The sequence below is a fragment of the Nocardioides sp. genome (genome assembly GCF_031397825.1).
Lineage (GTDB): Bacteria > Actinomycetota > Actinomycetes > Propionibacteriales > Nocardioidaceae > Nocardioides.
In genome coordinates, this window is the sequence record NZ_JANNML010000082.1 from 19,138 (window position 1) to 42,792 (window position 23,655).

At 73.5% G+C, this 23,655-nt stretch carries 19 protein-coding genes; 1 reads left to right on the forward strand and 18 read right to left on the reverse strand.

The annotated features are described in order from the left end of the window. Positions 1-52: 52 nt before the first annotated feature. The 10 genes from RMN98_RS07030 to RMN98_RS07075 form a co-directional block, all read right to left on the reverse strand. The gene (locus RMN98_RS07030) at positions 53-3,268 is read right to left on the reverse strand and encodes a UvrD-helicase domain-containing protein (protein ID WP_309648096.1); all 3,216 of its coding nucleotides are present in this window, start codon (positions 3,266-3,268) and stop codon (positions 53-55) included. Continuing rightward, positions 3,265-6,513: an ATP-dependent DNA helicase gene (locus RMN98_RS07035; protein ID WP_309648097.1), complete on the reverse strand. Its 3,249-nt coding sequence runs from the start codon at positions 6,511-6,513 to the stop codon at positions 3,265-3,267. The genes RMN98_RS07030 and RMN98_RS07035 overlap by 4 nt, the downstream gene beginning before the upstream one ends. Before the next feature lie 176 nt (positions 6,514-6,689). Further along, entirely contained in the window at positions 6,690-7,568 is an 879-nt protein-coding gene (locus RMN98_RS07040; RefSeq protein ID WP_309648098.1) for a GNAT family N-acetyltransferase, read from the reverse strand. Positions 7,569-7,721: 153 nt separating this feature from the next. Further along, on the reverse strand, positions 7,722-8,387 hold the full coding sequence (locus RMN98_RS07045; RefSeq protein ID WP_309648113.1) for a lysophospholipid acyltransferase family protein: 666 nt from the start codon (positions 8,385-8,387) through the stop codon (positions 7,722-7,724). Positions 8,388-8,454: 67 nt separating this feature from the next. Further along, the gene (locus RMN98_RS07050) at positions 8,455-9,249 is read right to left on the reverse strand and encodes a GNAT family N-acetyltransferase (RefSeq protein WP_309648099.1); all 795 of its coding nucleotides are present in this window, start codon (positions 9,247-9,249) and stop codon (positions 8,455-8,457) included. Between the two features lie 36 nt (positions 9,250-9,285). Then, positions 9,286-9,666 (reverse strand): response regulator, encoded by a 381-nt coding sequence (locus tag RMN98_RS07055; protein WP_309648100.1) that lies wholly within the window; start codon positions 9,664-9,666, stop codon positions 9,286-9,288. Beyond that, positions 9,663-10,238 (reverse strand): hypothetical protein, encoded by a 576-nt coding sequence (locus tag RMN98_RS07060; RefSeq protein WP_309648101.1) that lies wholly within the window; start codon positions 10,236-10,238, stop codon positions 9,663-9,665. The genes RMN98_RS07055 and RMN98_RS07060 overlap by 4 nt, the downstream gene beginning before the upstream one ends. Then, entirely contained in the window at positions 10,228-10,746 is a 519-nt protein-coding gene (locus RMN98_RS07065; protein WP_309648102.1) for a pyruvoyl-dependent arginine decarboxylase, read from the reverse strand. Before RMN98_RS07065 ends, RMN98_RS07060 begins: the two co-directional genes overlap by 11 nt. Further along, positions 10,743-12,869 (reverse strand): ATP-binding protein, encoded by a 2,127-nt coding sequence (locus RMN98_RS07070; RefSeq protein ID WP_309648103.1) that lies wholly within the window; start codon positions 12,867-12,869, stop codon positions 10,743-10,745. Before RMN98_RS07070 ends, RMN98_RS07065 begins: the two co-directional genes overlap by 4 nt. A gap of 453 nt (positions 12,870-13,322) precedes the next feature. After that, entirely contained in the window at positions 13,323-14,720 is a 1,398-nt protein-coding gene (locus tag RMN98_RS07075) for an amidase (RefSeq protein WP_309648104.1), read from the reverse strand. A gap of 230 nt (positions 14,721-14,950) precedes the next feature. On the opposite strand from RMN98_RS07075, the gene RMN98_RS07080 reads away from it, so the two are divergent. Beyond that, on the forward strand, positions 14,951-17,377 hold the full coding sequence (locus RMN98_RS07080; RefSeq protein ID WP_309648105.1) for an SCO7613 C-terminal domain-containing membrane protein: 2,427 nt from the start codon (positions 14,951-14,953) through the stop codon (positions 17,375-17,377). A gap of 106 nt (positions 17,378-17,483) precedes the next feature. Here the strand turns inward: RMN98_RS07080 and RMN98_RS07085 are convergent, their stop codons facing one another. From RMN98_RS07085 to RMN98_RS07120, 8 genes are all read right to left on the reverse strand, one after another. Next, a complete protein-coding gene (locus RMN98_RS07085; RefSeq protein WP_309648106.1) occupies positions 17,484-17,780 on the reverse strand; it encodes an MGMT family protein in 297 nt (98 codons plus the stop codon). Then, entirely contained in the window at positions 17,777-18,301 is a 525-nt protein-coding gene (locus RMN98_RS07090; protein ID WP_309648107.1) for a hypothetical protein, read from the reverse strand. The genes RMN98_RS07085 and RMN98_RS07090 overlap by 4 nt, the downstream gene beginning before the upstream one ends. Beyond that, positions 18,298-19,596: a DUF58 domain-containing protein gene (locus tag RMN98_RS07095; RefSeq protein WP_309648108.1), complete on the reverse strand. Its 1,299-nt coding sequence runs from the start codon at positions 19,594-19,596 to the stop codon at positions 18,298-18,300. The genes RMN98_RS07090 and RMN98_RS07095 overlap by 4 nt, the downstream gene beginning before the upstream one ends. A 12-nt stretch (positions 19,597-19,608) precedes the next feature. Beyond that, positions 19,609-20,607: an AAA family ATPase gene (locus RMN98_RS07100; RefSeq protein WP_397209042.1), complete on the reverse strand. Its 999-nt coding sequence runs from the start codon at positions 20,605-20,607 to the stop codon at positions 19,609-19,611. Next, entirely contained in the window at positions 20,604-21,077 is a 474-nt protein-coding gene (locus RMN98_RS07105) for a hypothetical protein (RefSeq protein ID WP_309648109.1), read from the reverse strand. Before RMN98_RS07105 ends, RMN98_RS07100 begins: the two co-directional genes overlap by 4 nt. Beyond that, complete coding sequence (locus RMN98_RS07110) at positions 21,074-21,862, reverse strand: DUF4129 domain-containing protein (RefSeq protein WP_309648110.1); 789 nt, start codon at positions 21,860-21,862, stop codon at positions 21,074-21,076. The genes RMN98_RS07105 and RMN98_RS07110 overlap by 4 nt, the downstream gene beginning before the upstream one ends. Before the next feature lie 104 nt (positions 21,863-21,966). Beyond that, complete coding sequence (locus RMN98_RS07115; protein WP_309648111.1) at positions 21,967-22,878, reverse strand: hypothetical protein; 912 nt, start codon at positions 22,876-22,878, stop codon at positions 21,967-21,969. 135 nt (positions 22,879-23,013) lie between these two features. After that, positions 23,014-23,655, reverse strand: a 642-nt coding sequence (locus RMN98_RS07120; protein WP_309648112.1) for a rhodanese-like domain-containing protein, incomplete at its 5' end; no start/stop codon positions are given.

The following is a 23,655-nucleotide window of genomic DNA, read 5'->3' on the forward strand; positions in this document are numbered from 1 at the left end:
CGACGGCGGGGTCCGCGCAGGCGGCGCTCGCGGGTCCTCCGGCTCCAGCGGGCTACGGCCTGAGCAGCTGCTCCAGGAGCTCGCGGCCGGGCAGGTCGGGCGGCTCGATGAGCCGGTCGCTGCGGACGTAGTAGAAGCCGGCGCGCACCTTCTCGAGGGGAACGCCGTGCAGCTCGGCCCAGGCGAGCCGGTAGACGGCGAGCTGCAACGGGTCGGCGTCGTGGGTGCGGCTGGTCTTCCAGTCGACGACGAGGAAGCCCCCGCCCGGCTCGGCGTAGACGGCGTCGATGCGCCCCCGGACCACCTGCCCGTCGAGGACCAGCGCGAACGCAGGCTCCACGACGTGCGGGACCCGGTCGGCGAAGAGGCCCTTCTCGAAGAGCTCGACCAGCTCCGCCAGCTCCGCGTCGTCGGCCACGTCGGCGTCACCGCGCCCCGAGAGCTCGTCGGGGTCGAGCAGCGACTGCTGACCGAAGCGCGCCTCGACCCAGGCGTGGAACCGGGTGCCGAACCGGGCTGCCGGCGACGGCTGGCGCGGCATCGGGCGGGCCAGGTCGCGGGCGAAGGCGTCGGAGTCGTCCCGCAGCCGCGCGAGCGCCGTGGCCGACAAGCTGGACGGCAGCGACACCGCCACGTCGGTGGCGCGGTCCTGCCGGGCCTCCAGGAGGAGCCGATCGATCTCGGCGTCCCAGTCGGCGACCTGAGCGGCCTCGACCATGTCGAGGCCCTCGTCGGGCGTCTTGGGGTCGGCGGCCAGGACCCGGGCTGCGGCGTCGAGCCGGAGCCGAGCCTCGACCCCCCGCTCGGTCGGCGGCCACGGCCGCGCCGGGTCGATGGCGTCGTAGGGATTGGGGTCGCCCTTGACCGGCTTGTCGCGCCAGCGCTCGACCGGCTCGCCCCACGCTTCGAGCTGCTCTCGCACGACCCGTTGGTAGGCGGAGGGACCGTAGGCGGTCGCGCGGGTGGCCCAGCAGTAGGACGTGACCGAGAGCAGGTGAGCGGCCCGGGTGAAGGCGACGTAGCCCAGCCGGAGCTCCTCCTCGGCGTCGTGCTCCCGGGTGGCGGCGCGGTAGGCGTCGAGGGCGGTCTTGTCGGAGCCCTGGAGCTGGGGCAGGTCGGCGGCGTCACCGCGCAGCGGCGCCGGGAGCACCGACGGCGATGACGTCCAGAGGGTGCGTGAGCGGTTGGAGGGGAAGCGGGTCTCGCACACCCCCACGAGGAACACCGAGGCCCACTCGAGGCCCTTGGCGCGGTGGACGGTGAGCAGCTTGACCGAGTCGGCCTCGCTGGGGGTCGCGATGTCGAGACCGTTGCCCTGGTCGTCCTCGGCCGTCAGGTAGGCCAGGAGGGCCGGGAGGGTCACGTCGCCGTCGACGGCCTGGAAGTCGGCCACCGCCTTGACGAAGAGGTCGAGGTTGTCGCGGCGCGCCGAGGCCGCGGGACTGACCGCTGAGGCGAGCTCGACGTCGACCCCGGTCGTCTCGAGGATCCGGCGTACGACGTCGAGCAGCGGCTCGCCGACGTGGGTGCGGAGCTGGCGCAGCTCACCGGCGAGCAGGGCGAAGCGCTCCCGGGCCTCGGGTGAGAAGGGTGCCTCCCCCGGGTCTGCGAGCGCGTCGTCGAGGGCCGGGATCTCGGCCGGGTCGATGCCGTCGGCGATCTCGACCAGCTGCTCGCCGATCGACGGCGACTCCGACCGGCGCAGGTGCCGGCCCGCGAGCTCCTGGGCCCGCCGGCTCAAGAGGCGCAGGTCGCGCGGACCGATCGCCCAGCGCGGCCCGGTGAGCAGCGTGAGCATGGCGGCGTTGGAGGTCACGTCGTGGAGCAGGTGCAGCGTCGCGACGACCTCTGCGACCTCGGGCAGCCGCAGCAGCCCGGACAGGCCGACGATCTCCACGGGCACCGAGGCGCGGGTGAGGGCGTCGAAGACGTCCTCGGCGTGCGCGTTGTCGCGGGTGAGCACGCCGATGTCGGACCAGGCTCCCGTGTGGGCCAGCTGCACCGCCGAGACGAGGTGGTCCAGCTCCTCGGCGTGGGTCTCGAACACCGCGGTCGTCACGGTGCCGCGCTGCGCCTCGGGCGCGGCCAGCAGCGGCTCGACCTGGTCGTAGGCGGCGTAGAGCGGCGCTGCGAGCCGGTTGGCGACCTCGAGGATCCGTTGGTCGGAGCGACGGCTGACGGTCAGGTGGTGGGTCGGACACGTCCCGGTCGCCGCCGGGAAGGTCTGGTCGAAGTTCAAGATGTTGGAGACCGATGCGCCGCGCCAGCCGTAGATCGCCTGGTTGGGGTCGCCGACCGCCGTGACGGCGTGGCCCAGGCCGGTCGCCGGGTCGGGCCCGGAGAAGAGCCGCGACAGCATCGTCGCCTGGGCGACCGAGGTGTCCTGGTATTCGTCGAGCAGGACCACCTTGTACTTCGCCCGCTCGGCGGTGCCGACCTCCGGCTGGTCCTCGGCGAGCCGGGCTCCGAGCTCGATCTGGTCGGAGAAGTCCATGAGGCCCAGGTCGCGCTTGAGGCGGCGGTAGCCGGCCACGAGCTGTAGCAGCTCGGCGCGCCGGTCGATCGCGGAGATGGCCTTCTCGCAGGCCTCGCGGTGACCCTTGCGGTCCTTGCCGGCGCGTTCCTCGGCGATGGCGCGCTCGAAGCCCTGACGGGCCTCCGCGTCGGTCGCCCGCACGTCGTCGGCACTGCGCAGGTGCTCGCTCATCGCCCCGTCGAGGGCGAGGAGGTTCTGGATGGCGGTGGCCGGGTGGTCGGTGAGGTGGACGACCTCGCCGGTGAAGCGGTCGACGACCCGAGCGCCGAGCTGGTAGCGCGCGGCGTCGGTGATCACCCGGGTGTCGGGCTCGTGGCCGATGCGCAGGCCGTGCTCGGTGAGCAGGTTGGCGGCGTAGGCGTTGTAGGTCAGGACGGTCGGCTCGATCGGCTCCTCGGCCTCCCCCTCGGCTCCGTCCGGACCACGGGTGGTGTCGAGGGCGCCCGCGGCCAGGAGGGCGTCGCGGATCTTGCGACGCAGCTCGCTGGCGGCCTTGGTCGTGAAGGTGAGGCCGAGGACCTCCTCGGGCCGGACCTGCCCGGTGACCACGAGGTAGACCACCCGGGCCGCCATCAGCGTGGTCTTGCCCGACCCGGCACCGGCGATGACGACCGCCGGTGCCATCGGCGCGGAGATCGCCGCCCACTGCTGCTCACTGGGTGCGTAGGACGTCATCATGACCGCCTGGAGGTCCTGCGGCGTCTCGATCCGCAGCGGTGCGGGGCGGCTCACTGGTCGGTCACCGACCCGGCGCTCTTGATCGGGCAGATCGGGACGAACGAGCAGTCGCGGCACTGCGTGCCCGCCACGGCCGGGAAGCGCTCCGTGCGCAGCAGCTCGGCCGCCCGGACCAGCTCGTGGCGCAGGGCACCGCGGTAGGGACCCTGGTCGTCCTGGGGGTCCTGGGTCTGCACGGCGGCCGCGGTGGACTCGTCGAGGATGCCCAGCTGGACCAGCTCGGCACCGCCGGCCCGGGCGCTGCTCCCCTCGGGGAGCAGGTCGTCGACGGCGCCACGGTCGACGGCGTACTGGTAGAGGCCGAGCTGGACGTGCTGCTCGACGGACTTGTCGCTGGGCTTGTTGCGACCGGTCTTGAGGTCGACCACGACGACCGAGCCGTCGGCGTCGAGCTCGACGCGGTCGGCGTAACCGGTCAGCTCCACCTCGACGGGCTCCTCGTCCTCGGCTCCCAAGGTGACGACCGCACGGAAGGGCTGCTCGGTGGCCAGCAGGGTGCGACCGTTGGCGTGGTGCCACTGGAGGAAGCGGGCGAGCGCTGCTCGCACCCGCTCGTGCTCGCGCGCCTTGGACCACGGCGTGCGGAACTCGAGACGGTCCCAGACCTCGTCGACGTGGGTCATCAGCAGGTCGGTGTCGTCGGGACCCGCGGGGATCTCCCCGGACGCGACACGCTCCGCGAGGGCGTGGAGGAGCTGCCCGAGGTTGGCCGACTGGTGGGCGCGGGCGACCCCGCCTGCCTCCCGCTCGAGGAACCACTGGGTGGGACAGACCATCAGCGACTCCAGCACGCTCGCCGACACCGGCACCGGCTGGTCCGGGTCGCGCACCGGCTGCACCGACCGCGACGCCGCGCGGATGCCCCACCACGAGGCGGGGTCGGCCTGGGGCACCAGGGACCTCGTGCCGGCGGTCTCCCCCGCCAACCGGGCCAGGCGTCGCGCCGCGGCGTCGCGCAGTGGCGTCGGCGTCTCCGGGTCCGCCAGGGTGCGCCGGAGCTCACCCACGAGGCCGCCCATCGAGAGCGGTCTCGCGGGTCGCCCCACGACGTGGGCGACGTCGCCGACCCCGAGCTCCTCGAGGAAGCGCGACGGCTGCTCCCCGTCGTCGTCGGGCGACTCGACCGCGGTGACCACCAGGCGCTCGCGGGCCCGGGTGCACGCGACGTAGAAGAGCCGACGCTCCTCGAGCAGGAGCTCGCGCGGGCTCACCGGCGGCACCAGCCCGTCGGTGCCGATGCGGTCGGCCTGGAGCAGGGTCGTGCGGCGGCGCAGGTCGGGCCAGGCGTCCTGCTGCACGTGGGCGATGACGACGAGGCGCCACTCGAGCCCCTTGGACCGGTGCGCCGTCAGCAGCCGCACCGCGGCGCCCCGGGCACCGCGCTCGGCCAGGGTGTCGGCCGGGATCTGCTGCGCGGTGAGCGTGGCGAGGAGGTCGGCGACGCCGAGGTGGACCCGCTGCTCCTCGGAGCGCGCGACCACGTCGAAGAGCGCGCACACGGAGTCGAGGTCACGGTGGGCACGACGGGCAGCACCGCCACCGACCTCCACCGCCCGGCGCAGCCGCTGGGGCCAGCCGGTCCCGGACCACAGGTGCCAGAGGACCTCCTCGGCCGACGCGCCCTCGTCCAGCGCCGCCCGGCCACTGGCCAGCAGGTCACCCAGGGCACGCGCCCGGGTGATCTCGGGGCCGTGCAGCCCGTCGAGGAACGCCGGGTCGACGACCGCGCGTCGGACCAGGTCGCGCGACGGAGCAGGCGAGGTGCCCTCGGCGTGGGCCTGCTCCTTGGCGCGGGTGCGCAGCGCGCGGGCCAGGCGTCGTACGTCGCCGGAGTCGAGACCGCCCAGGGGGCTCAGGAGCAGCGCCTCGGCGCGGGTGGGATGGACGTAGGCGACGTGGTCGGGGTCGTCGTTGTCGAGGTTGACCACGGCGGACATCGCATCGATCAGCGGCAGCACGGCAGGGTCCCGGACCAGCGGCACCTCGTCGCTCGCGACCTCGACGGGCACACCGGCGGCGCCGAGCGCTCGGCGCAGCGGCGGGATCGAGGTCCGGCCCGAGCGCACGAGCACCGCCATGTCGTCCCACGCGATGCCGTCCTCGAGGTGGGCCCGGCGCAACAGGTCGGCGAGGTGCTCGGCCTCGGCCCGGTCGGTGTCGAAGGTGCGCACCAGCACCTTGCCGTTGCCGATGCCGGGCGCGTCGGCCCGGGGCTCGAGGAAGGCGAGCTTGGCGGCCTCGGGGATCGAGCCCGGCAGGGCGAGGCGCGAGGCGACGCGTTGGGAGGCGAGGAGCAGGTGCGGCCCGAAGCGACGCGTCGTGCGCAGCGCCACCACGTCGGCGCGCTCGCCGTCGGCCTTCAGGAAGTCGGCGGGGAAGTCGAGGATGCCGCGCACCTCGGCGCCGCGGAATCCGTAGATGGACTGGTGAGGGTCGCCCACCACGGTCAGGTCGCGGCCGTCGCCCGCGAGCTGACGCAGCAACGCGACCTGCCCGGGGTCGGTGTCCTGGTATTCGTCGACGAAGACGTGGCGGTAGGCGGCGCGCAGCTCGTCGCGGTGCTCGGCGGCCTCGATCGTGGCGCGGCGGATGAGGTCGGCGTAGTCGGTCGCACCGACGTAGTCGAGGTTGGTGAGGTATTGCTCGAGGAAGAGCCCGGCAGCGAGGAACTCGGGCAGGTCGTGCTCCTCGCCCAGCGCCCGGAGGTCGGCGCCGTCCTTGCCCTTCTCGCGGGCCCGCGACAGCACGGCGTTGACCTCGCGGGCGAAGCCGCGCGTCCCGAGCGCGCGGTGCAGCGACTCGGGCCACGTCACGGACTCGGGGTGGTCGGTCAGGAGCTCGCGGAGCACGACGTCCTGCTCGGGCGCGGACAGCAGGCGCAGCGGGGCGGCATAGATCTCGGCCGGGGCGTAGCGCCGCACGAGGCCGTAGGCGAAGGAGTGGAACGTCGCGCACAGGCTGGTCGCCATGGTGCGCCCGAGACGGGCGGTGACCCGGTCGCGCAGCTGCTCGGCGGCCTTGCGGGAGAAGGTCAGCGCGAGGACCTCGTCGGGTCGCGCGCCCTCCTCGACCCTGCGCACGATCGCCTCGACCAGGGTCGTGGTCTTGCCCGTGCCCGGCCCGGCCAGCACCAGCAGCGGCCCGCCCGGGTGGTCGACCACCTGCTGCTGGTGCTCGTCGAGCTCGGGCACCACGACACGGGCCTCGGGGCGGACGAGGTGGTAGGTCGACGCAGGCACGAGGCCACCTCATCACACGGCACCGACAGTGACGGGCGACGACCTCGAGACAGCCCGCTGGCTGCGGGGCGTCATGCGAGCCGAGCAGGCGACTCCGCTGTCGACTCCGCGATCCGTATGACGTCCCACGGCCGGTCGGCAGCCACCAAGGTCGGCGACCTGCTCGGCGGACGACGTCAGGCGAGCTCGAAGTCCTCGAAGTCGAAGCCCGGTGAGACCAGGCAGCTGACGAGCGCGTCGTCGGTCGAGGGCAGCGTGCGCTGCCACTCGCCTGCCGCGACGAGCAGCTGCGGGCGTGAGGCGTCGACGAGGTGGGTCGTCGCCACGGCAGGCACGGCACCGTCGCCACCGAGCTCGAGGGCCACCGCACCCGTGTGCGCCAGCCACAGCTCGGCGGAGGACACCCGGTGCCAGGCCGACGACTCCCCCGCCGGCAGCAGGAAGTAGATCAGCGTGGCCGTCGGGCGGACCCGACCGTCGGGAAGGGTGACGGTCACGGGTGAGGCCCACGTTTGGCGGTACCACCCGCCCTCGGGGTGCGGCTGCAGGTCGTGGACGACGGCGAGCGCGGGCCGTCGTACGGCCAGCGCGTAGCGGTGGTTGGGCACGAGGATGGGACCGTCGGGGCCCTCGGCGGCGTAGTCGACCAGCCCCTGGTCCACCCAGCCCTCGCGCTCGTAGAACCGGCGGGCGCGGGCGTTGCCGGCCGCCGCGACCAGCCACGCGCGGTCGTGCCCGGCACCGGCGATGCGCCGCAGGCCCTGGGCCATCAGCGCCTGCGCCACCCCCGTGCCGCGGTGGCGCCGGTCCACGAAGACCTGCTCGAGCTCGTCGTCGTGGACGACCACGAAGCCGGCCACGACGCCCTCGACCACCGCGACGCTCGTCTGCGGCACGCGGTCGGCGGTGCGGGTGCGGAAGGACTCCGGCGTGCGCACGGCCGTGAGCTCGTCGGGGACGTGTCCGTCGTGGCCGTCGTGCCAGCCGGTGTCCCAGATGGCGGCGACTGCCTCGACGTCGTCGGGGGTGGCCGGTCGCAGCAGTGGCTCGCTCACGCGCAGCAGCGTCGGGCCCCCGGAATGTGCGGGACTTTTTCCACCCTCGGGGCGCGTAAGTGGGTCTAAAACGTCCCGCACTATCCAGCCGAGAGCGTCGCCGTCCGGACCGCCGGGGTCGATGACGACCGAGAACGGGTCGGTCCCAGCGGATCAGGCCTCGACGGGCCGCTCGTTGTAGACCCCGGCGGGCTCCTGGCCGCTGAGGCCCTGGATCGCGGCCATGATCTCGTCGGTGACCTCGCGACGAGCCCGCCCGAGCGGGACGCCCTCGAACCGACCGGCCACCTGGATCGGCTCGCCGAAGGAGACCGTGACCCGCGCCAGCGTGGGGAACCGCGCGCCCACGGGCTGGAGACGCTCGGTCCCGATCAGCCCGACGGGTACGACGGGGACACCCGCGGTCAGCGCGAGGTGCGCGACGCCGGTGCGCCCCCGGTAGAGCCGGCCGTCGCGCGAGCGGGTGCCCTCGGGGTAGATGCCGAACGCACCGCCACGCCCCAGCACCTCCAGCGCCGTGTCCAGGCTGGCGATCGCCGCCTTGGAGTCGTCGCGGTCGACGGGCAGCATCCCGAGCCCCTCGAACCAGCCGCGCTGGAGCGCACCCCGGACCCCGGTGCCCGTGAAGTAGTCGGACTTGGCGAGGAACGCCACGGGCCGCGGAGCCACGATCGGGATGATCATCGAGTCGGCGAAGCTGAGGTGGTTGCTGGCGAGGAGGACGCCGCCGGTGGTGGGGACGTGCTCGAGGCCGTGCACCGTCGGACGCCACACGACCTTGGCCAGCGGCGGGACGACGGTGTGCAGCACGTGGTACATCACGCCGCTCAGTGTGCTGGTTACCGGCCGGTCAGCCGATTCGCCCTTGCGGGAACGCCGCGCGGGCTCACGGTCGGTGCCAGACGTAGGGCGTGGAGGTGGTGACCCGGCGCAGGCCGGAGCGCTCCAGGATCGGCCGCGACATCTCGGTGCAGTCGCTGTGCAGGTAGCGCACGCCGCGCGCCATCGCCGACCCGGCCCGAGCGCCCGTCAGCGCCCGGTAGATCCCCCGCCCGCGCCATCCCGGCAGGGTCGCCCCGCCCCACAGCCCGGCGCACTCGGTCCCGGGCACGATCTCGAGCCGGCCCGCGCTCACCACCACGCCGTCGGACGACTCCGCGACCCAGACCTCCGTGAGGCCCCCGCTGCGGTCGACGCGCGCGAGGAGGTCGGCGCCGCTGCCCCCGCGCCCGAAGACGCCGACCTGCATGTCGGCGGCCGCCTCGAGCAGGGCGACCCGGTCGGCGAGCTGGTCCACCCGTCGTACGACGATCCCCGCGGGAGGCTCGACGGCTGCGGCGAGCAGCGCCTCGGCCTCCCCGAGCATGATCGTCTCCTCGTCCTCCGGCTCGAAACCGGCGCGGAGCAGCCGGCCGTGGAGGTCGTCGGTGACGTCGTGCGACCGGGTCTTCCACTCCACCGAGTCCACGGCGGGGTCCGCGGAGAAGTGCTCCACGCTGCGGCGTACCAACGCATCCAGCTCGGCGCCCGCGACGTGCGCGAGCGAGCGGTAGGTGACCATGCCACCGAAGCCGTAGGTGGCTCGCCACACGGGACCGTCCTGGTCCCAGGCGATGCTGCCGATCACCTCGGACTCCCCGCGCAGCTGCAGGTCGTAGGTCTCGAGCAGGTCGTGGCTCATGCACCCATCATCACCCCGGCAACGGCCGGACTGCACTCACCAGTCGAGCAGCGCCGACACCTGCTGGGCGAGGGTCATGGGGTCGAAGGGCTTGGGGATGACTCCGGCGATCGGGAGACCGTCCCACACCTGGCGTTCGTCGGCCTGGCGCTTGGCGGTCACGAGGATCACGGGGATGTCCTTTGTCCGCTCGTCGGCCCGGAGCCGGTGGAAGGTCTCGATGCCGTCCATGACCGGCATCATCACGTCCAGCAGGATCGCGTGGGGACGGTGCTCGGCGGCCTGATCCAGGGCGGAGGCGCCCCCGTCGGCTGCGAGGACCTGCCACCCGCCGACCAGCTCGAGGGACAGCTGGGCTATCTCGCGGATGGAGTCGTCGTCGTCGACGACCAGCACGACCGGCTCGGCGGGGATCATCTGGACCGCGCCGGTCCGGCGAAGGTGCCGGCGTAATAGGTCTGGCGGTCGATCTTCTCGACCGTCACCTCGGCCTGGCTGTGCAGGAAGTGCTCGATCGCGGCACCGAAGCCCAGGGAGTCGTCGTTGAAGGCGCAGATGTCCCAGGCGCAGACCGCTCGCTCCGCGACGAGGAGCTCGACGACCCGCTCGATCATGGCTTGGAAGACCCGGGAGCGCCGGTGCTCGGCACGCACGAGCGTGAAGCCGAGGTAGAAGACCGCCCGGCGCGCGGTGTGCTCCGGGTAGTGGTGCGCGAAGTAGTCCGGGCTGATCCACGGCACCGTCTCGAGGTCGGAGGTCAGCGTGGAGATGCCGACGATCTGGTCGTCGAGACGGGCGACGTACTTGTGCACGCGGGGGTCGCGCATCTCCTCCATGAACTCCGACTCGTGCAGCACCTGGCGGGCCACGGCCCGGGTCGCGAGCTCCCCGAACGTCTCGCGGTAGAGCCCGAAGTAGTCCTGGGCCGTCTGCTCGTCGACGGTCTCCTCGATCGTCACCGTCGGGGGGTGCGTGGTCTCAGCGCGCATCGGCACCCCAGGAGACGACCGAGTAGGCGGCCAGGACCAGGGCACAGACCGGCCGGTCCACGCAGTGTGCCGAGGAGACCATGGTCTCGACCTCGCCGTAGCCGCCGCCCCTGCTCTCGACCATGTCGGTGAGGGTCAGCGTGATCATCTCGAGCAGGGACTCCTCACTGCCCGCGTGCTGCTCCACGAAGAGCCCGGCCCCGGTGTCGGGGTCGCGGACCCAGCCGAGCCCGGCCCAGACGATCTCTCCCGGCTGCTCGGCATGGGCTGCGGACAGCACGCAGTAGAGCCGGTCCCCGTGCACGCCACCGAGGTCGTCGCTCTCGAGCCGGACGGCACTGCCCGGCGGGATCACCGACGACAAGGCGATGAGGTTGAAGTTGGACACCCCCGCGTCGAGCAGCGCCCTGTCGAACGCGGCCAGGGCAGTCCGCCCGACCCCGCTGCCGCTGCGGACGGTGATGTCCGGGGCGGAGCCGTCGGGGATCGTGGAGGGGACGTGGTTCACGCAGGTGACTCCTTCAGGGGGGACTCAGCCCGAGGCAGGCTGAAGTACAGGGTGGTGCCGTGGCCGTGCGAGCTCTCGGCCCAGATCCGGCCGCCGTGACGTTCGACGATGGAGCGACTGATGGCCAGGCCGAGGCCGGTGCCGCCCTTGACACGGGCGTCGGATGAGTCGACCTGCTCGAAGCGCTCGAAGATCGCCTCCAGCTTGTCGGCGGGGATCCCCCGCCCCTCGTCCCGGACCCGGAAGACGACCTCGCCGGGCCGGGCTCCGGGGCCGTCCTCGGGGACGGTGTCGGCGACGACGCGGCCGCCCACGTCGGAGAACTTGATGGCGTTGCCCAGCAGGTTGGTCAGGGTCTGGATGATCTGGTCCTCGTCGGCACGGACGACACCGACGCACGAGCCGATCCGGACCTCGATGCTCATCGAGCGCGCCAGCCCGTCGATCTGCGCGACCGCCGCGGACACGAGGTCGCCCGCCTCGATCCTGGCGACCTCCATGGCCCGCGTGCCGGACTCGATGCGCTCGAGGTCGAGGACGTCGTCGATCAGGCGCGTCAGCCGCTCGCTGCTCTGCACCGCGATCGTCAGCACCGACCGCGCGCTCGTGCTGAGGTCGCCGAGGACCCCACCGGCGAGCAGCCCCAGCGATCCCCGGATGGAGGTGAGCGGGGTGCGCAGCTCGTGGCTCACCACCGAGAGGAACTCGTTCTTCATCCGGTCGACCTCGCGTCGCTGCGTGACGTCGCGGAAGACCACGACCGCGCCCTGGACGAGCCCCTCATCGACCACGGGGCTCGCGGTGATCTCGACGGGGAACGTCGAACCGTCCGCGCGGACGTAGCTGTCCTCCTCGGCGTTGGTCACGATGCCGGAGATGGCCTCCGTGACGTAGCAGCCGCTCCACGGGTAGGGCAGCCCCTGCGGGTCGGGCGCGTGGAAGTGGTCGTGGGCGTGGCGACCGAGCAGGTCATCGGCGCGGTGGCCCAGAGCGGCCGCACCCGACGGGTTGATGAACGTGACCCGGCCGTCGACATCGACGCCGTAGATGCCGTCGCCGACCGAGGTCAGGAGCACCTCGGTCTGACGCGCGAGCCGACGCAGGTCGGTGGTCTGCTCCGCCACCCGGCGCTCCAGGCCACGGCGGAGCTGGGCGTTGTCCCGCGCGAGCAGTGCCTGCCGCGCGCCCGCAGCGACGATGAGCACGAGCCACAGGACCGCCTGCGGTCGCTCGAGCCGACCCTCGCCGGCAGCAACCTGCACGGCTCCGGCCACGAGGAAGGACGCGACGACCAGGGCCGTGCCCCAGGCGTCGGTCGCGTCGGTGTCGTGCGTGGTCGCGGGCGCGTCCTGAACGGTGCTGGGGAAGCACGCTGCGAGCCCGATGAGGACGTAGCCGGTGATCCAGCCGAGGTCGAGCACCGTGCCGAACTCGAAGGTCTCCTGCGCGGCGCGCACGGCGAAGGTCAGGTCGCCGACGGCGTACATCACGAAGCCGCTGGCGATCAGGGCCAGCGGGAGCCGGTCCGCGCCGCTGCCGCGCAGCACCAGCAGGACCGCCACCGTCGCGAGCAGGACGTCGAGCACCGGGAAGGCCAGGTCGACGGCTCGGGCCGCCAGGCTGCCGGAGGCCGACCCGATGAGCTCGTCGTAGACCAGGACCGACGACATCACGAGCACGGCGGCAGCGGCGACGAAGCCGTCCAGGGACATCAGCACCTGGTCGACCCCGCGCCGCCGGGTCGTGGGGAAGTTCAGGACTCCGACGATCGAGAGCAGCAGTGCCACCCCGATCGTGGTCTCGCCGACGACGCTCGGGGCCGCCACCGGGTCGGCACCGACGGCGCTCGACCACACGTTGCCCGCGACGGCGACGACGGCCGCGCTGGTCAGCAGCAGCCAGGAGCGCCGGCGGCGTCCCGTCGTACGCCGGGCGCGCGCAGCGCAGGCGAGGAGGGTGAAGAGGCCGGCCACCAGGAGCCCGATGCCGCTCGCGGCGGCGCTCAGGTTGGTCGGGTGGTGCACCTCGAGGAGCAGCCCGAAACCGACGACCCCCACCACGGATGCGGGCAGCACGATCCGGAACGCACGCTGCTGCGCGGCAAGGTCCCGAGCCCTCTCCATGCCCCGGAAGGTATCGCAGAGCAAGGTCATCCGGCCCGGGGACGCCCGGAAAGGAGTCCCCGGGCATAGGCGAAGGGCCCTCGTGAGTATGAGTCACAAGGGCCCTTCTGGGTGATCGGTCTCGGTGATGCTCGCGATCGACTGCTCGTCATCTCCGGCCCCGGCAGCCGCATCACCCGACTGCCGCGACAGGTCCCCGGGCGAGCCGGTTCTCCGTCGTCTGGACCCTCGTCTCCGAGCTGTCCCGCTCTCCCCGGGGGGAGTGCGTGGGAGTAGTTCTACGCCTGGTGTGACGTCCGACACAAGGGGTGCGCGAGACATTCTCCTGGTTCCACCGGAAGTGGGCCGCTCCTCCACAGATCGGGCCCTGCTCATGCACAGAACGCGCCTGGTTCTCCACAGCTCTGCCGGTCGAGCAGCGATGGGCATCAGCGAGGAACGCCCCCGAGACCCTCAGCGGGAGTACGCCCGTGCCTGCTCGAACGCGGCAGCCACCTCGAGCAGCCGGCGGTCGGCGCCGTGGGGCGCCACGATCTGCAGCCCCACGGGCAACCCGCCCGGCGTCGTGCCTGCCGGCACCGAGATGGCCGGGCACCCGGTCATCGTGACGAGGTAGGCCGAGCGCATCCAGTCGAGGTAGGACGTCAGCGCCACGCCGTTGATCTCGGTGGGGAACTCCTGGTCGGCGGGGAAGGGCGGCACCTGCGAGACCGGCAGCACCAGGACGTCGTAGCGCTGGAAGAACACCCGCATCCGCTCGGCCAGGGTCGTGCGCTGCGCGTAGGCCCGGGCGACGTCGGAGCCGGTGAGCGACTCCCCCGCGCGGATGTTGTCGGCGAGCGAGGCCTTGAAGGCATCGGGCTCACGCGCCAGCAGCGGGCCGAGCTTCGCTTGGAAGAGCCATGCCCGCAGCGTCCGGAACGCCTCCTCGGCGCCCTCCATGTCCGGGTGGTCACCGAAGACTTGCGCGCCCGAGCGGGACAGCAGCCGCCCGGCCTCCTCGACCACGGCCGCGACCTCACGGTCCACGGCGAAGGCCCCGCCGAGGTCCAGCGACCAGGCCACGCGCAGCCCGTGGAGGGACCCGGCGACCGGTGGGGCGAAGGTGGAGCCCGGGTCGCCCAGCGCCAACGGGGCCCGTGGGTCCGGGCCCGCGATGACCGACAGCAGCAGTGCCACGTCGCCGACGTTGCGCGCCATCGGACCGCCGGTGGCCGTCGCCTCCCACTGGTTGTCGCGCGGCCACTCCGGCACCCGTCCCAGGGACGGACGCAGTCCGACGACCCCGCAGAACGACGCGGGGTTGCGCAGCGACCCGCCCATGTCGGAGCCCTCGGCGAGCGGGACCATGCCGGAGGCCAGGGCCGCGGCCGCTCCCCCGCTGGACCCGCCAGCGGACCTGGTGGGGTCGACCGGGTTGAGGGTCGTCCCGAACACCTTGTTGAAGGTGTGGGAGCCTGCGGCGAACTCCGGCACGTTCGTCTTGCCGAGGAGCACGACGCCGGCTCGCCGCAGGCGTTCGACGATCAGCTCGTCGGTGTCCGGGACGTGGTCGGCGAGGATCGTCGACCCGTAGGTAGTCCGCCAGCCGGCGGTGGCGTGGGTGTCCTTCACCGCGAAGGGCAGGCCGTGCAGCGGCCCGGTGGCCGCTCCTGACGCGAGGTGCTGGTCGGCTGCCGAAGCCCCTGTGCGGGCTCGCTCCTCGTCGAGGGACACGATCGCGTTGAGCTTGCCGTTGCGCTGACCGATCCGCTCGAGGTGCAGGTCGAGCAGCTCGCGCGCCGAGATCCGCCGCTCGCGGACCGCGGTCACCATCTCGCGGGCGGTGGACTCGACCGACAGCTCACTCATGGGGTCATGATCGCCGACGACCGCGTCGACGTCCCACTCGCTCCGGGTGCCGGTCTCGTCACGAGCCGTCGTAGGTCCCCCTGATCGCCGAGGCGACGACGGCGGCGGACTGGATCACCCCGGCTGCCCTCGCGCGGCTGGCTGCGCTGGCGCACCCTGAGTAGGCGCACTCAGCACGACTGAGCCACCGCGCACGCGCACCGAGTGCCCGACTAGGACTTACTGGGCACATGACGCGTTACGCCGATCCCTTCACGTGCCCCGACTGCCACATGCCGATCCCCCCCGGTGCCGACACGTGTCGGTCCTGCGCCCTCCCCCTGACCCACCCGCTCGCCGGGGAGCTGCTGCGCACCCTCGCCCGCGCCGACGACCTGCTGGGCCAGCTGCGTGCCACGGCCACCCGCCCCGTCACCGTAGGCCCCGGCGCCGTGAGCACCGGCGGCTCGCTGATCCCCCCGGTCGCCCCGATGCCGGCCGCGGCGCCCTCGCCCCGTCGTACGGGCCTGCGCGCGGCGACGGTCCCCCAGGTCCTGCTCGGCCTCGGCGCCACCTGCCTGCTCGTGGCCGCCGTCATCTTCCTCGCCGTCGCGTGGTCATGGCTCGGCATCGAGGGCCGTACGACGGTCCTGGTCGCGCTCACCGCCGTCAGCGGCGGCACGGGCGCATGGCTCGCAGGGCGCGGGCTCCGCGTGGCCGGAGAGGCGTTGACCGTCGTCGCGCTCGGCCTGCTGACCCTCGACGTGGTGGGCGCCGACAGCGCGGGTTGGCTCGGTGACCTGTCGACCGCCGGTCTCGTCGCCGTGGTCGGCGGCGTGCTCGGCTCCGTCTCGCTGGGGCTGGCCCTCACCCCCACCCGGCTGGTCGTCCCGCAGCTGACCGCCGCCCTGGGGCTCGGCCTCACCTGGGCCGGCACGGAGGGCACGGTCGACGGGCAGGACCTCCTCGTCCCGACGCTCGTCGTCCTCGCGTTCGCGGCCCTCGCGCTCGTCGGGCGCACCACCCGGCGCACGGTGCTCCCCTGGGCGGCCCTGGTCGGCGCCGGCTTCGCGTGGTTCGACCTGCTCGTCTCCTCTCTCGACGGCCTCGAGGTCGACGGCGTCGTCAGCTTCGCCGGGGTGTGGGGCGGCACGGGTTGGGGTGTCCTCGTCGCCGCGGCGCTGCTCCTGCTGCCGCTGGTGCTCGACCGTCGCCACGAGCTGGCGCTCACCTGCCTCACCGGTGCCACCGTCCTCACGACCGGGATCCTGACCGCGCCCGCCTTCGACGAGCCCCTCACGACAGCGACCGCAGTCGCCCTCGGCGTGCTCCTCGCCGCCACGGCCACCGCGCGCCTCATGCCCCGCGCCTGGTCCGCCCTCGCCCTCGTCCCCGCAGCGCTCGCCGCGCTCCCGGTCACCGTCGTCGCGGCTGCCCTCCTCCTCGACGCGGGCAGCCGCGTGCTCCTGGTCGACGGCCAGGACCTCCGTCTGTCCGACGACGACGCCCTGGTGCACCCGGCCCTGCTCGTGCCCGCCACGACCGCCCTGCTCCTGCTGGTCGCGGTCGCCCTGCCCGTCGTGCAGCGGTTCGTGCGCACCCTCGCGCCCCTGGCACTCGTCGTCACGGCCGTCGCGACGCTGGCCCTCCTCGGGGTCCCGCTGTGGACCGTGGTCGTCGCGACAGCCGTGGTCGGTGCCGCCCTGGTCACCGACGGCCTGCGTCACGACGCACGAGCGGGCACCGTCCGTGCCGTCGTCGGCGGGGTCGTCCTCCTCGCCGCGGTCGTGGCCTCGCTGCCCTCGCCGGCGCTCCTGACCGGGACCCTGGCCCTGCTGACGCTGGCCGCGACCGCGCTCCTGCTCCGCGGCCGGTTCCCCGAGGCCGACCTGCTGGGCGGCGTCACCCTCCCGGTCGCCCTGGCCGCGACGATGTGGTCCGCCGCGGACCTCGCCGACGCCGACACCGTCCTGCGCGCGGTGCCCGTCCTGGTGGTCGTCGGGCTGCTCGCGATCGCCCGGCCCCGCGTGGAGCTGGAGACCTCGGCGGCGCTCGCCGGTGCCACGGCGGCCGTGCTGTCGGTGGCTGCGGCCGTCGACGAGCCCACGGCACTGGCCGTCCACCTCACCGTGGCCGGCGCGCTGGTCACCGCGACCAGCCTGGTCCACACCTCGCGCCGCCCGCTGGGGTGGGTCGGCGGGCTCCTGCTCGCCGCCGCCACCTGGGTCCGGCTCGCCGACCTGGGGGTCGAGGCACCCGAGGCCTACACCCTGCCGACCGCTGCCGCCCTGGTCCTCCTGGGGCTGCACCGCCTCCGCACCGCCCCCGAGGCCGCCAGCACGACCACGCTCGGCCCCGGCCTGGTGCTCGCCACCGTGCCGTCGCTGCTGTGGGTGCTCGCCGGCGACCCGATCTCGCTCCGGGCGCTCCTGCTCGGTGCCGCGTGCCTCGCGCTCGCCCTGCTCGGCGCCCGGCTGCGCTGGAGCGCGCCCCTGGTCGTCGGCGCCGTGGTCGGCGGGCTGTTGGTGCTGCGCGAGCTGGCGCCGTACGCACAGCAGACGCCGCAGTGGGTCGTCATCGGCCTGGCCGGCACGGTCCTGACCGTGGTGGGGGTGACCTGGGAGCGCCGACTCCACGAGCTGCACCAGGCGGCGACCTACCTCGAGCGGCTGCGGTGAGGACCCGACGACGCCGAGTCGGCGCAATGGTGCTCCCAGGAGCCCTGCAACATCGCGCCGACTCGGCGTTCGCGGTGCAACATCGCGCCGACTCGGCGCACACCTGTCACGAGGCGGCCGGCGACCAGAAGGCCGCCGCGATGTCGACGCTGCCCGAACGGCGCAGCGGGGTGCCCTCCTCGAGGTAGGCCTGACGCGCTTCATCGTGGTGGCTCGGCGGCAGCGACCCGTTGCTGCGCACCACCCGCCACCACGGCACGGGCCCGCCGTGGCGGGACAGGCACGCACCGACCTGCCGCGGGCCACCGCCGACCACGTCCGCGATCGCGCCGTAGGTCGTGACCCGCCCGCGCGGGACCCGCTCGACGACCGACAGCACCTCCTCCACGTAGTCCTCGGTCATGTCGCCCTCCTCGGCCCCAGCGACGTCGTCGCGACCACCCCCGCCACCGCGAGCGCGGCGACCGCGGCCACCCAGAGACCGGCCGGCTCCGGCTGGCCCTCCAGGCCCGTGGCCAGCAGCCACACCACCGGTGCGACGACGAACAGCGCGGAGCCGCGCACCAGCCAGGTCAGCGTCAGGCGACGGTCCAGCGGCACGTCGTCCGGGCCGTAGGACACCACCAGGGCGGCCACGTGGGACGCGACCAGCGCGCCGGCCGCGAGCACGGCCTCGGGTGGGGTCGACGGCGAGGAACCCAACCCCCAGGTGAGCAGCACCGTCGCGAAGGCGATCGTGCCGACCGCCGACTCGGGGAACACCGCGAAGCCCAGGCTCGCCACCACGACGACGCCGAGCGCGAGCCGACCGGGCGGGTCGCCGGTGAGACCGGCAGCCCACGTCGCCAGCACGGGACCGGCCAGCACCACCAGCCGGAGGGCCCACTGTCCCCGGCTCCACGAGCGGATCGCCTGGCCGATCATCGTGACCCCAGGTGCGGCTGGCGGGCCCGGCGGGCCAGGCGGTGGGTGACCTCGTCGATGGTGCCCGGTCCCCGCCACGGCACCACCGGGCAGCCGAGCGTGGCCAGGCTCGCCAGCACCTGCTCCCGCTCGAGGCGCCGCATCCGCCACGCGAGGTCGGCCAGGAGCGGGTCGGCCTCCGGGGGGAGGCCCGGCTCTGCGTCCGCCGGCATGGTGTCGACGACCAACGTCGGCAGGCCGCGGCGTACGGCGGTCGCGGTGAGGGTCGCGACGACCTCGGCCAGCATCGGCGACAGCACGACGACCATGGTGCCCTCGGTGGCACGGAGCTGGAGCCGCTCGAGCTCGCCGTCGTGCGCTGCCCCGGGCTGGATCGACGCCAGCGTGCCGAGCACGCGGCGCAGGTGACGCCGGCCGGAGCCGTAGCCGACCTGGAGGGTGGAGCGGCCCAGCACCCGCAGCGACACCCGATCGCCCTGACGGGTCGCGTGCTCGGCGACCGCGGCGGCGGCGCGGACCGTCAGGTCGAGGCTGCTCTCGGCCCCGCCGACCCCCCCGGAGCGGCCGTGGTCGGCGATCGCGTCGACGACCAGCAGCACGCCGGAGTCCTCCTCGGCGCGGGTCGTGGTGACGTGGAGCCGGTCGGTGCGGGCCGAGACGCGCCAGTTGATGCGGCGCAACCGGTCGCCGGGCACGAAGGCCCGGATCCCGGCGAACTCAGTGCCGCTGCCCGGACGTGACGAGCGGTGGGCGCCGACGAGCCCTCGCGGCTGGGGCGACTCGGCGTGCGAGGCGTAGTGCAGGCCGACCGGCAGCACTCGGACCTGGTCGCCGATGATCGTGCTCGGCCCCCAGCGGAAGCCGGCCCAGGGAGAGGTCAGCGCGACCACCTCCTCACCGACGACCCGGCGGCCCCACCGCCGAGGACCGAACTCCAGGTCGACGGCGCCGGCGGCGAGCAGCCCCGTCACCCGCCCGCCGTGGGGGCGGACGGACACGAAGGGCTCGCGCGACGCGACGCGGGTGACCTGCTCGACGTCCTCGGCGTCGGTCAGGACCAGGCGCGACGTGGTGCCCTGCCCCTCGTGGAGCGCGTGGTGGTCGAAGTCCGAGCGGACCGACGGTGTCCGGCGAGGGCGACCGGCGAGAGCGAGGGCGGTGGCGACGACCAACGGGGCCACGAGCACCAGCAGCGTGGGGCGGCCGGCGAGCACGGCCGCAAGCGTGCCGGCCGTGGCCACCACGGCGGCGCGGCTGGTGGCGGCGGTCGGTCGCCACTGCGGGATCCCGGTCATCGCGAGACCTCCTCAGCGCTCGAGCGCCGAGGGCGTCGTCACCCGGTCGAGGACGTCGTCCACGACCGAGGTGCCGCTGCTGGCGCTCATCCACAGCTCGGGCTTGATGGTGATCCGGTGGGCCAGCACCGGACGGGCGATCGCCTTGACGTCCTCGGGGATGACGTAGTCGCGGCCTCGCAGGAGCGCGAACGCACGCGCCGCGAGCACCAGTCCCAGCGAGCCACGCGGCGACGCCCCGGTCAGCACCTCACGGTGGGCGCGGGTGGCGACGGCGAGGTCGACGCAGTAGCGCGCGACGCTCGGGTCGACCCGCACCGTCTCGACCGCCTCCTGCATGGCGCGCAGGCCCGCGGCGTCGGTGACCTGGTCCAGGACCACCTCCTCCCGTCCGCGGTCCATGCGCCGGGCCAGCACGTCGTACTCCTCCTGGAGGCTGGGGTAGCCGAAGCCGACCCGCATCAGGAACCGGTCGAGCTGGGCCTCCGGGAGCGGGTAGGTGCCTTCGTACTCGATCGGGTTGGCCGTGGCGACGACGTGGAACGGTTCGGGCAGCACGAAGGTCTCCCCCTCGACCGTGACCTGGCGCTCCTGCATCGCCTCCAGCAGCGCCGACTGGGTCTTGGGCGGCGTCCGGTTGATCTCGTCGGCCAGCAGCAGCCCCGCGAAGAGCGGCCCCTGGCGGAACTCGAACTCGCCGCGGCGCTGGTCGTAGAGGAAGGAGCCGGTGAGGTCGGAGGGCAGCAGGTCCGGGGTGAACTGCGCACGGGAGAAGTCGAGGCCGAGCGCCTGGGCGAACGACCTGGCCGCCAGCGTCTTGCCCAGCCCCGGGAAGTCCTCGATCAGCACGTGACCCTTGGCGAGCACGGCGGTGAGCACGAGCACCAGCGGCTCGCGCTTGCCGACGACCGCCTGCTGGACCTGGTCGAGCACGCGGCTCGCGGTGCCCGCGGCCTCGTCGGTGCTCATCGGGGGGCCAGCGGGGGTGCCAGCGGGGGTCGGCTGGGTCATAGGGACTCGATCCTCTGCACGTGTCGTTCGATCTCGGACCTGGTCAGGCGGCGCGGTGGGTCGGTGAACAGCGAGGCCAGCTCGGGACCGAGCAGCTCACGACCGCGCAGGGTGTCGGGCCGCTCCCCGTGACGCAGCCTCAGGGTGCGTCCCGCCAGCAGCACCAGGCGGTCGCGCAGTGCCCGGTCGGGCAGGGTGGCGGCCATGTGGCTCTCCATGACGCTGAGGTAGCGCTGGGTCTGCAGGTCGAGACCACGCGGGGCCGCGGGGCGCACGGTGTCGGTGCTCCAGGTGGGTCCCGGCTCTCCCAGGGCGTCGAGCACGAACCCGACGGCGGCGACCAGGAGCACGACCAGGAGGCAGACCCGCAGGGGGTCGAACCCGGTCTCGGCCACCTCGCCGACACCCAGCACGACGGCCGCCATGACGACGGCGAGGGCGCCGCGCCGACCCCAGTGGACCGGCCTCATCGCGCCCGGCCCCGGTCGACGGCCCGGTCGACGACTCGGGTGGCCCAGCGTCGGGCGAGGTCGGCGTGCAGCTCCTCGAGCGCCGCGCCCGCCTCGGCGCGGGCCTGCTCGTCGATCTCGTGGTCGGAGAAGCGCGCCTCGCGGTAGAGCGCTGCCAGCGTCGACACCGAGTGCCGGTCGGCCGAGACCAGGTCCAACAGGCGCAGCGTGAACTCCGAGGACGTCTCGTGGGGCAGGCGGGCCACCCCCACCCCGGCCGCCTGGGTCTCGAAGCGGTGCCAACAGGCGACGATCGCGTTGCGGGGCGAGCCCTCGGCGAGCGCGTCACGCTGGTCGGGGGCGTCCTCGAGGATCGCCTGCGCCACGGCCGGCGAGGGCTGGGAGAGGGTGTCGAAGTCCTCCTCGGGGGACGCCTGCGGGCGTGAGCGGCGCCGCAGCAGCGCCAGTCGTCGTACGACGGCGAGGAGGCGACGACCCAGCAGGACGACCGCCACCAGGACGATGGCCGAGACCACGAGGGTGCCGAGCACCCGGGCCCACCCCGACGACTCGACCGGGCGCGGGTCGAGCGGCTGCGGGTCAGGGACGGTGCGGGGGCCGGTCGCGGTGTTCGGATCGGTGTTGCGCGACAGCGACACGTCGGCGCTGCCCTGGTCGTCGGCGACGTCGTCCGGCCCGATCGAGGCTGCCCAGGTGCCGAGCACCAGCAGCAGCCCCGTCACCGCCAGGACCCCCAGGACAGCCAGGGCGGACGATCCGCTCCGGGGCGGCCGAGCGTCTGCCATGCCGAGCAACGTACCTCCTGGGTGAGGCGCCGGAGCATGACGATGGCCCCGTCCTGCGTGAGGACGGGGCCATCGTCATGATCCCGGGTGGTGCGTCTGGTGCGTCAGAGGATCGGGGCGAACGGCTCCGTGCCGAGGGCCAGCTTGAGACCGCCGATGCCGCTGAACTGCTGGGCGTAGGAGAGCTCGCGGAACAGGTCGCCGACACCGTTGGAGGCGGGCAGCGGGGCCAGCGCGAGCGTCGACAGCGTGCCGAGGGCCTTGCCCTCACCGTCGAGGAACGCCGAGCCGGAGTCTCCGGGGACGCCGGGGGTCAGCGTGTAGACGGGGTGGTTCCAGCCGCCACCGTCGGTGCCCAGGCTGGCGCCGGTCTTGGGCGAGAGCTGCTCGATGCCGAAGCGGATGCCGGAGTTGCCGAAGCTGTAGACGCGGTCGCCCGCGGCGGTGCCGGCCTGGTTGACACCCACCGGGCCGCCCCAGAAGGGGATGCTCGGGTTGACGTCGGCGACGTCGCCGGCGTCGATCTTGACCAGCGCGAAGTCGTTGTAGGCGCACGCGTTGGCGTCGCTCTCGCCGCGACCCTGCATGGTCAGCCAGGAGCTGTAGACCAGCTCGCCGGCGCCGACCTGCTCTCCGGCGCTCAGCAGCGAGCCACCTCGGTTGAAGGTCACGCGGGTGCCGAGGGGCAGGGACTCGGCGAGGCAGCCGTCAGTGTCGGTGGCCGCACCGGTGCTGGCGCAGTGGGCGGCCTGACCGAGGTAGACGGCACCGGCGGCGTCGGTGAAGACGAAGTTGGCGGTGCACTGACCGCTGCCCGCGGTGTTGGTCTGCACGCCCGGCGTGATGCCGGCCGAGGCAGCGGGCGCCCAGGTGGCGACGCGGAGGGACTTGGTGGACTTGGCGGGCCTGGCGGCCTCGGCGCCGGGGGCGCCGGCCAGGGTGACAGCCAGGGCGGCGCTGGAGAACGCGGCGGCCAGAGCTGCGAGGCGGCGCGTGGACTTCGGTGCAGCGAGCATCGAGTGATAACCCTCCTGAGTGGGTCGGCAACGGTGCCGACGGGTGCGGTCGTCGTGCTCAACGACACACCCACCCGAAGAGTTACGGGCGAGTAGTCACAAATGACTACTCGCCCGTGACGGGTCTCACGCTGATCAGTACGACGGCTGGCTGGGGTCGATCTGGTTGACCCAGGCCACCACGCCGCCACCGACGTGCACGGCGTCGGCGTAGCCGGCACCCTTCACGATCGCGAGGGTCTCGGCGGAGCGGACGCCGGACTTGCAGTGCATGACGATCTGCTTGCCCGTGTCGACAGAGGGAAGCTGCGACAACGCTGTTCCGTTGAGGAAGTCGCCCTTGGGGATCAGCACGGAGCCGGGGATCTGGTTGATCTCGTACTCGTTGGGCTCGCGCACGTCGACCAGGACGAAGTCGCGGGTGCCTGCGTCGCGCTCCTTGAGCATGTGCTCGAGCTGGGTGACCGAGATCGTGGAGCCGGCGGCCGCGTCGGCCGCCTCCTCCGAGATCGCGCCGCAGAAGGCGTCGTAGTCGATCAGCTCGGTGACGGTGGCGTGCTCGCCGCAGAGCGCGCAGTTGGGGTCCTTGCGGACCTTGAGCTTGCGCCACTCCAGCTCGAGGGCGTCGTAGATGACCAGCTTGCCGACGGCCGGGTCGCCGATGCCGGCGAGGACCTTGATGGCCTCGTTGACCTGGATCGAGCCGATCGCGGCGCACAGGACACCGAGGACGCCGCCCTCGGCGCAGCTCGGGACCATGCCCGGCGGCGGGGGCTC

Coding starts and splice junctions, on each gene's coding strand:
- RMN98_RS07090 (WP_309648107.1), bottom strand. CDS start 18,301: ATGATCGGCCAGGCGATCCGCTCGTGGAGCCGGGGACAGTGGGCCCTC.
- RMN98_RS07060 (WP_309648101.1), bottom strand. CDS start 10,238: ATGCGCGCTGAGACCACGCACCCCCCGACGGTGACGATCGAGGAGACC.
- RMN98_RS07105 (WP_309648109.1), bottom strand. CDS start 21,077: ATGAGGCCGGTCCACTGGGGTCGGCGCGGCGCCCTCGCCGTCGTCATG.
- RMN98_RS07080 (WP_309648105.1), top strand. CDS start 14,951: ATGACGCGTTACGCCGATCCCTTCACGTGCCCCGACTGCCACATGCCG.
- RMN98_RS07055 (WP_309648100.1), bottom strand. CDS start 9,666: ATGATCCCCGCCGAGCCGGTCGTGCTGGTCGTCGACGACGACGACTCC.
- RMN98_RS07075 (WP_309648104.1), bottom strand. CDS start 14,720: ATGAGTGAGCTGTCGGTCGAGTCCACCGCCCGCGAGATGGTGACCGCG.
- RMN98_RS07050 (WP_309648099.1), bottom strand. CDS start 9,249: ATGAGCCACGACCTGCTCGAGACCTACGACCTGCAGCTGCGCGGGGAG.
- RMN98_RS07095 (WP_309648108.1), bottom strand. CDS start 19,596: ATGACCGGGATCCCGCAGTGGCGACCGACCGCCGCCACCAGCCGCGCC.
- RMN98_RS07085 (WP_309648106.1), bottom strand. CDS start 17,780: ATGACCGAGGACTACGTGGAGGAGGTGCTGTCGGTCGTCGAGCGGGTC.
- RMN98_RS07110 (WP_309648110.1), bottom strand. CDS start 21,862: ATGGCAGACGCTCGGCCGCCCCGGAGCGGATCGTCCGCCCTGGCTGTC.
- RMN98_RS07115 (WP_309648111.1), bottom strand. CDS start 22,878: ATGCTCGCTGCACCGAAGTCCACGCGCCGCCTCGCAGCTCTGGCCGCC.
- RMN98_RS07045 (WP_309648113.1), bottom strand. CDS start 8,387: ATGTACCACGTGCTGCACACCGTCGTCCCGCCGCTGGCCAAGGTCGTG.
- RMN98_RS07070 (WP_309648103.1), bottom strand. CDS start 12,869: ATGGAGAGGGCTCGGGACCTTGCCGCGCAGCAGCGTGCGTTCCGGATC.
- RMN98_RS07100 (WP_397209042.1), bottom strand. CDS start 20,607: ATGACCCAGCCGACCCCCGCTGGCACCCCCGCTGGCCCCCCGATGAGC.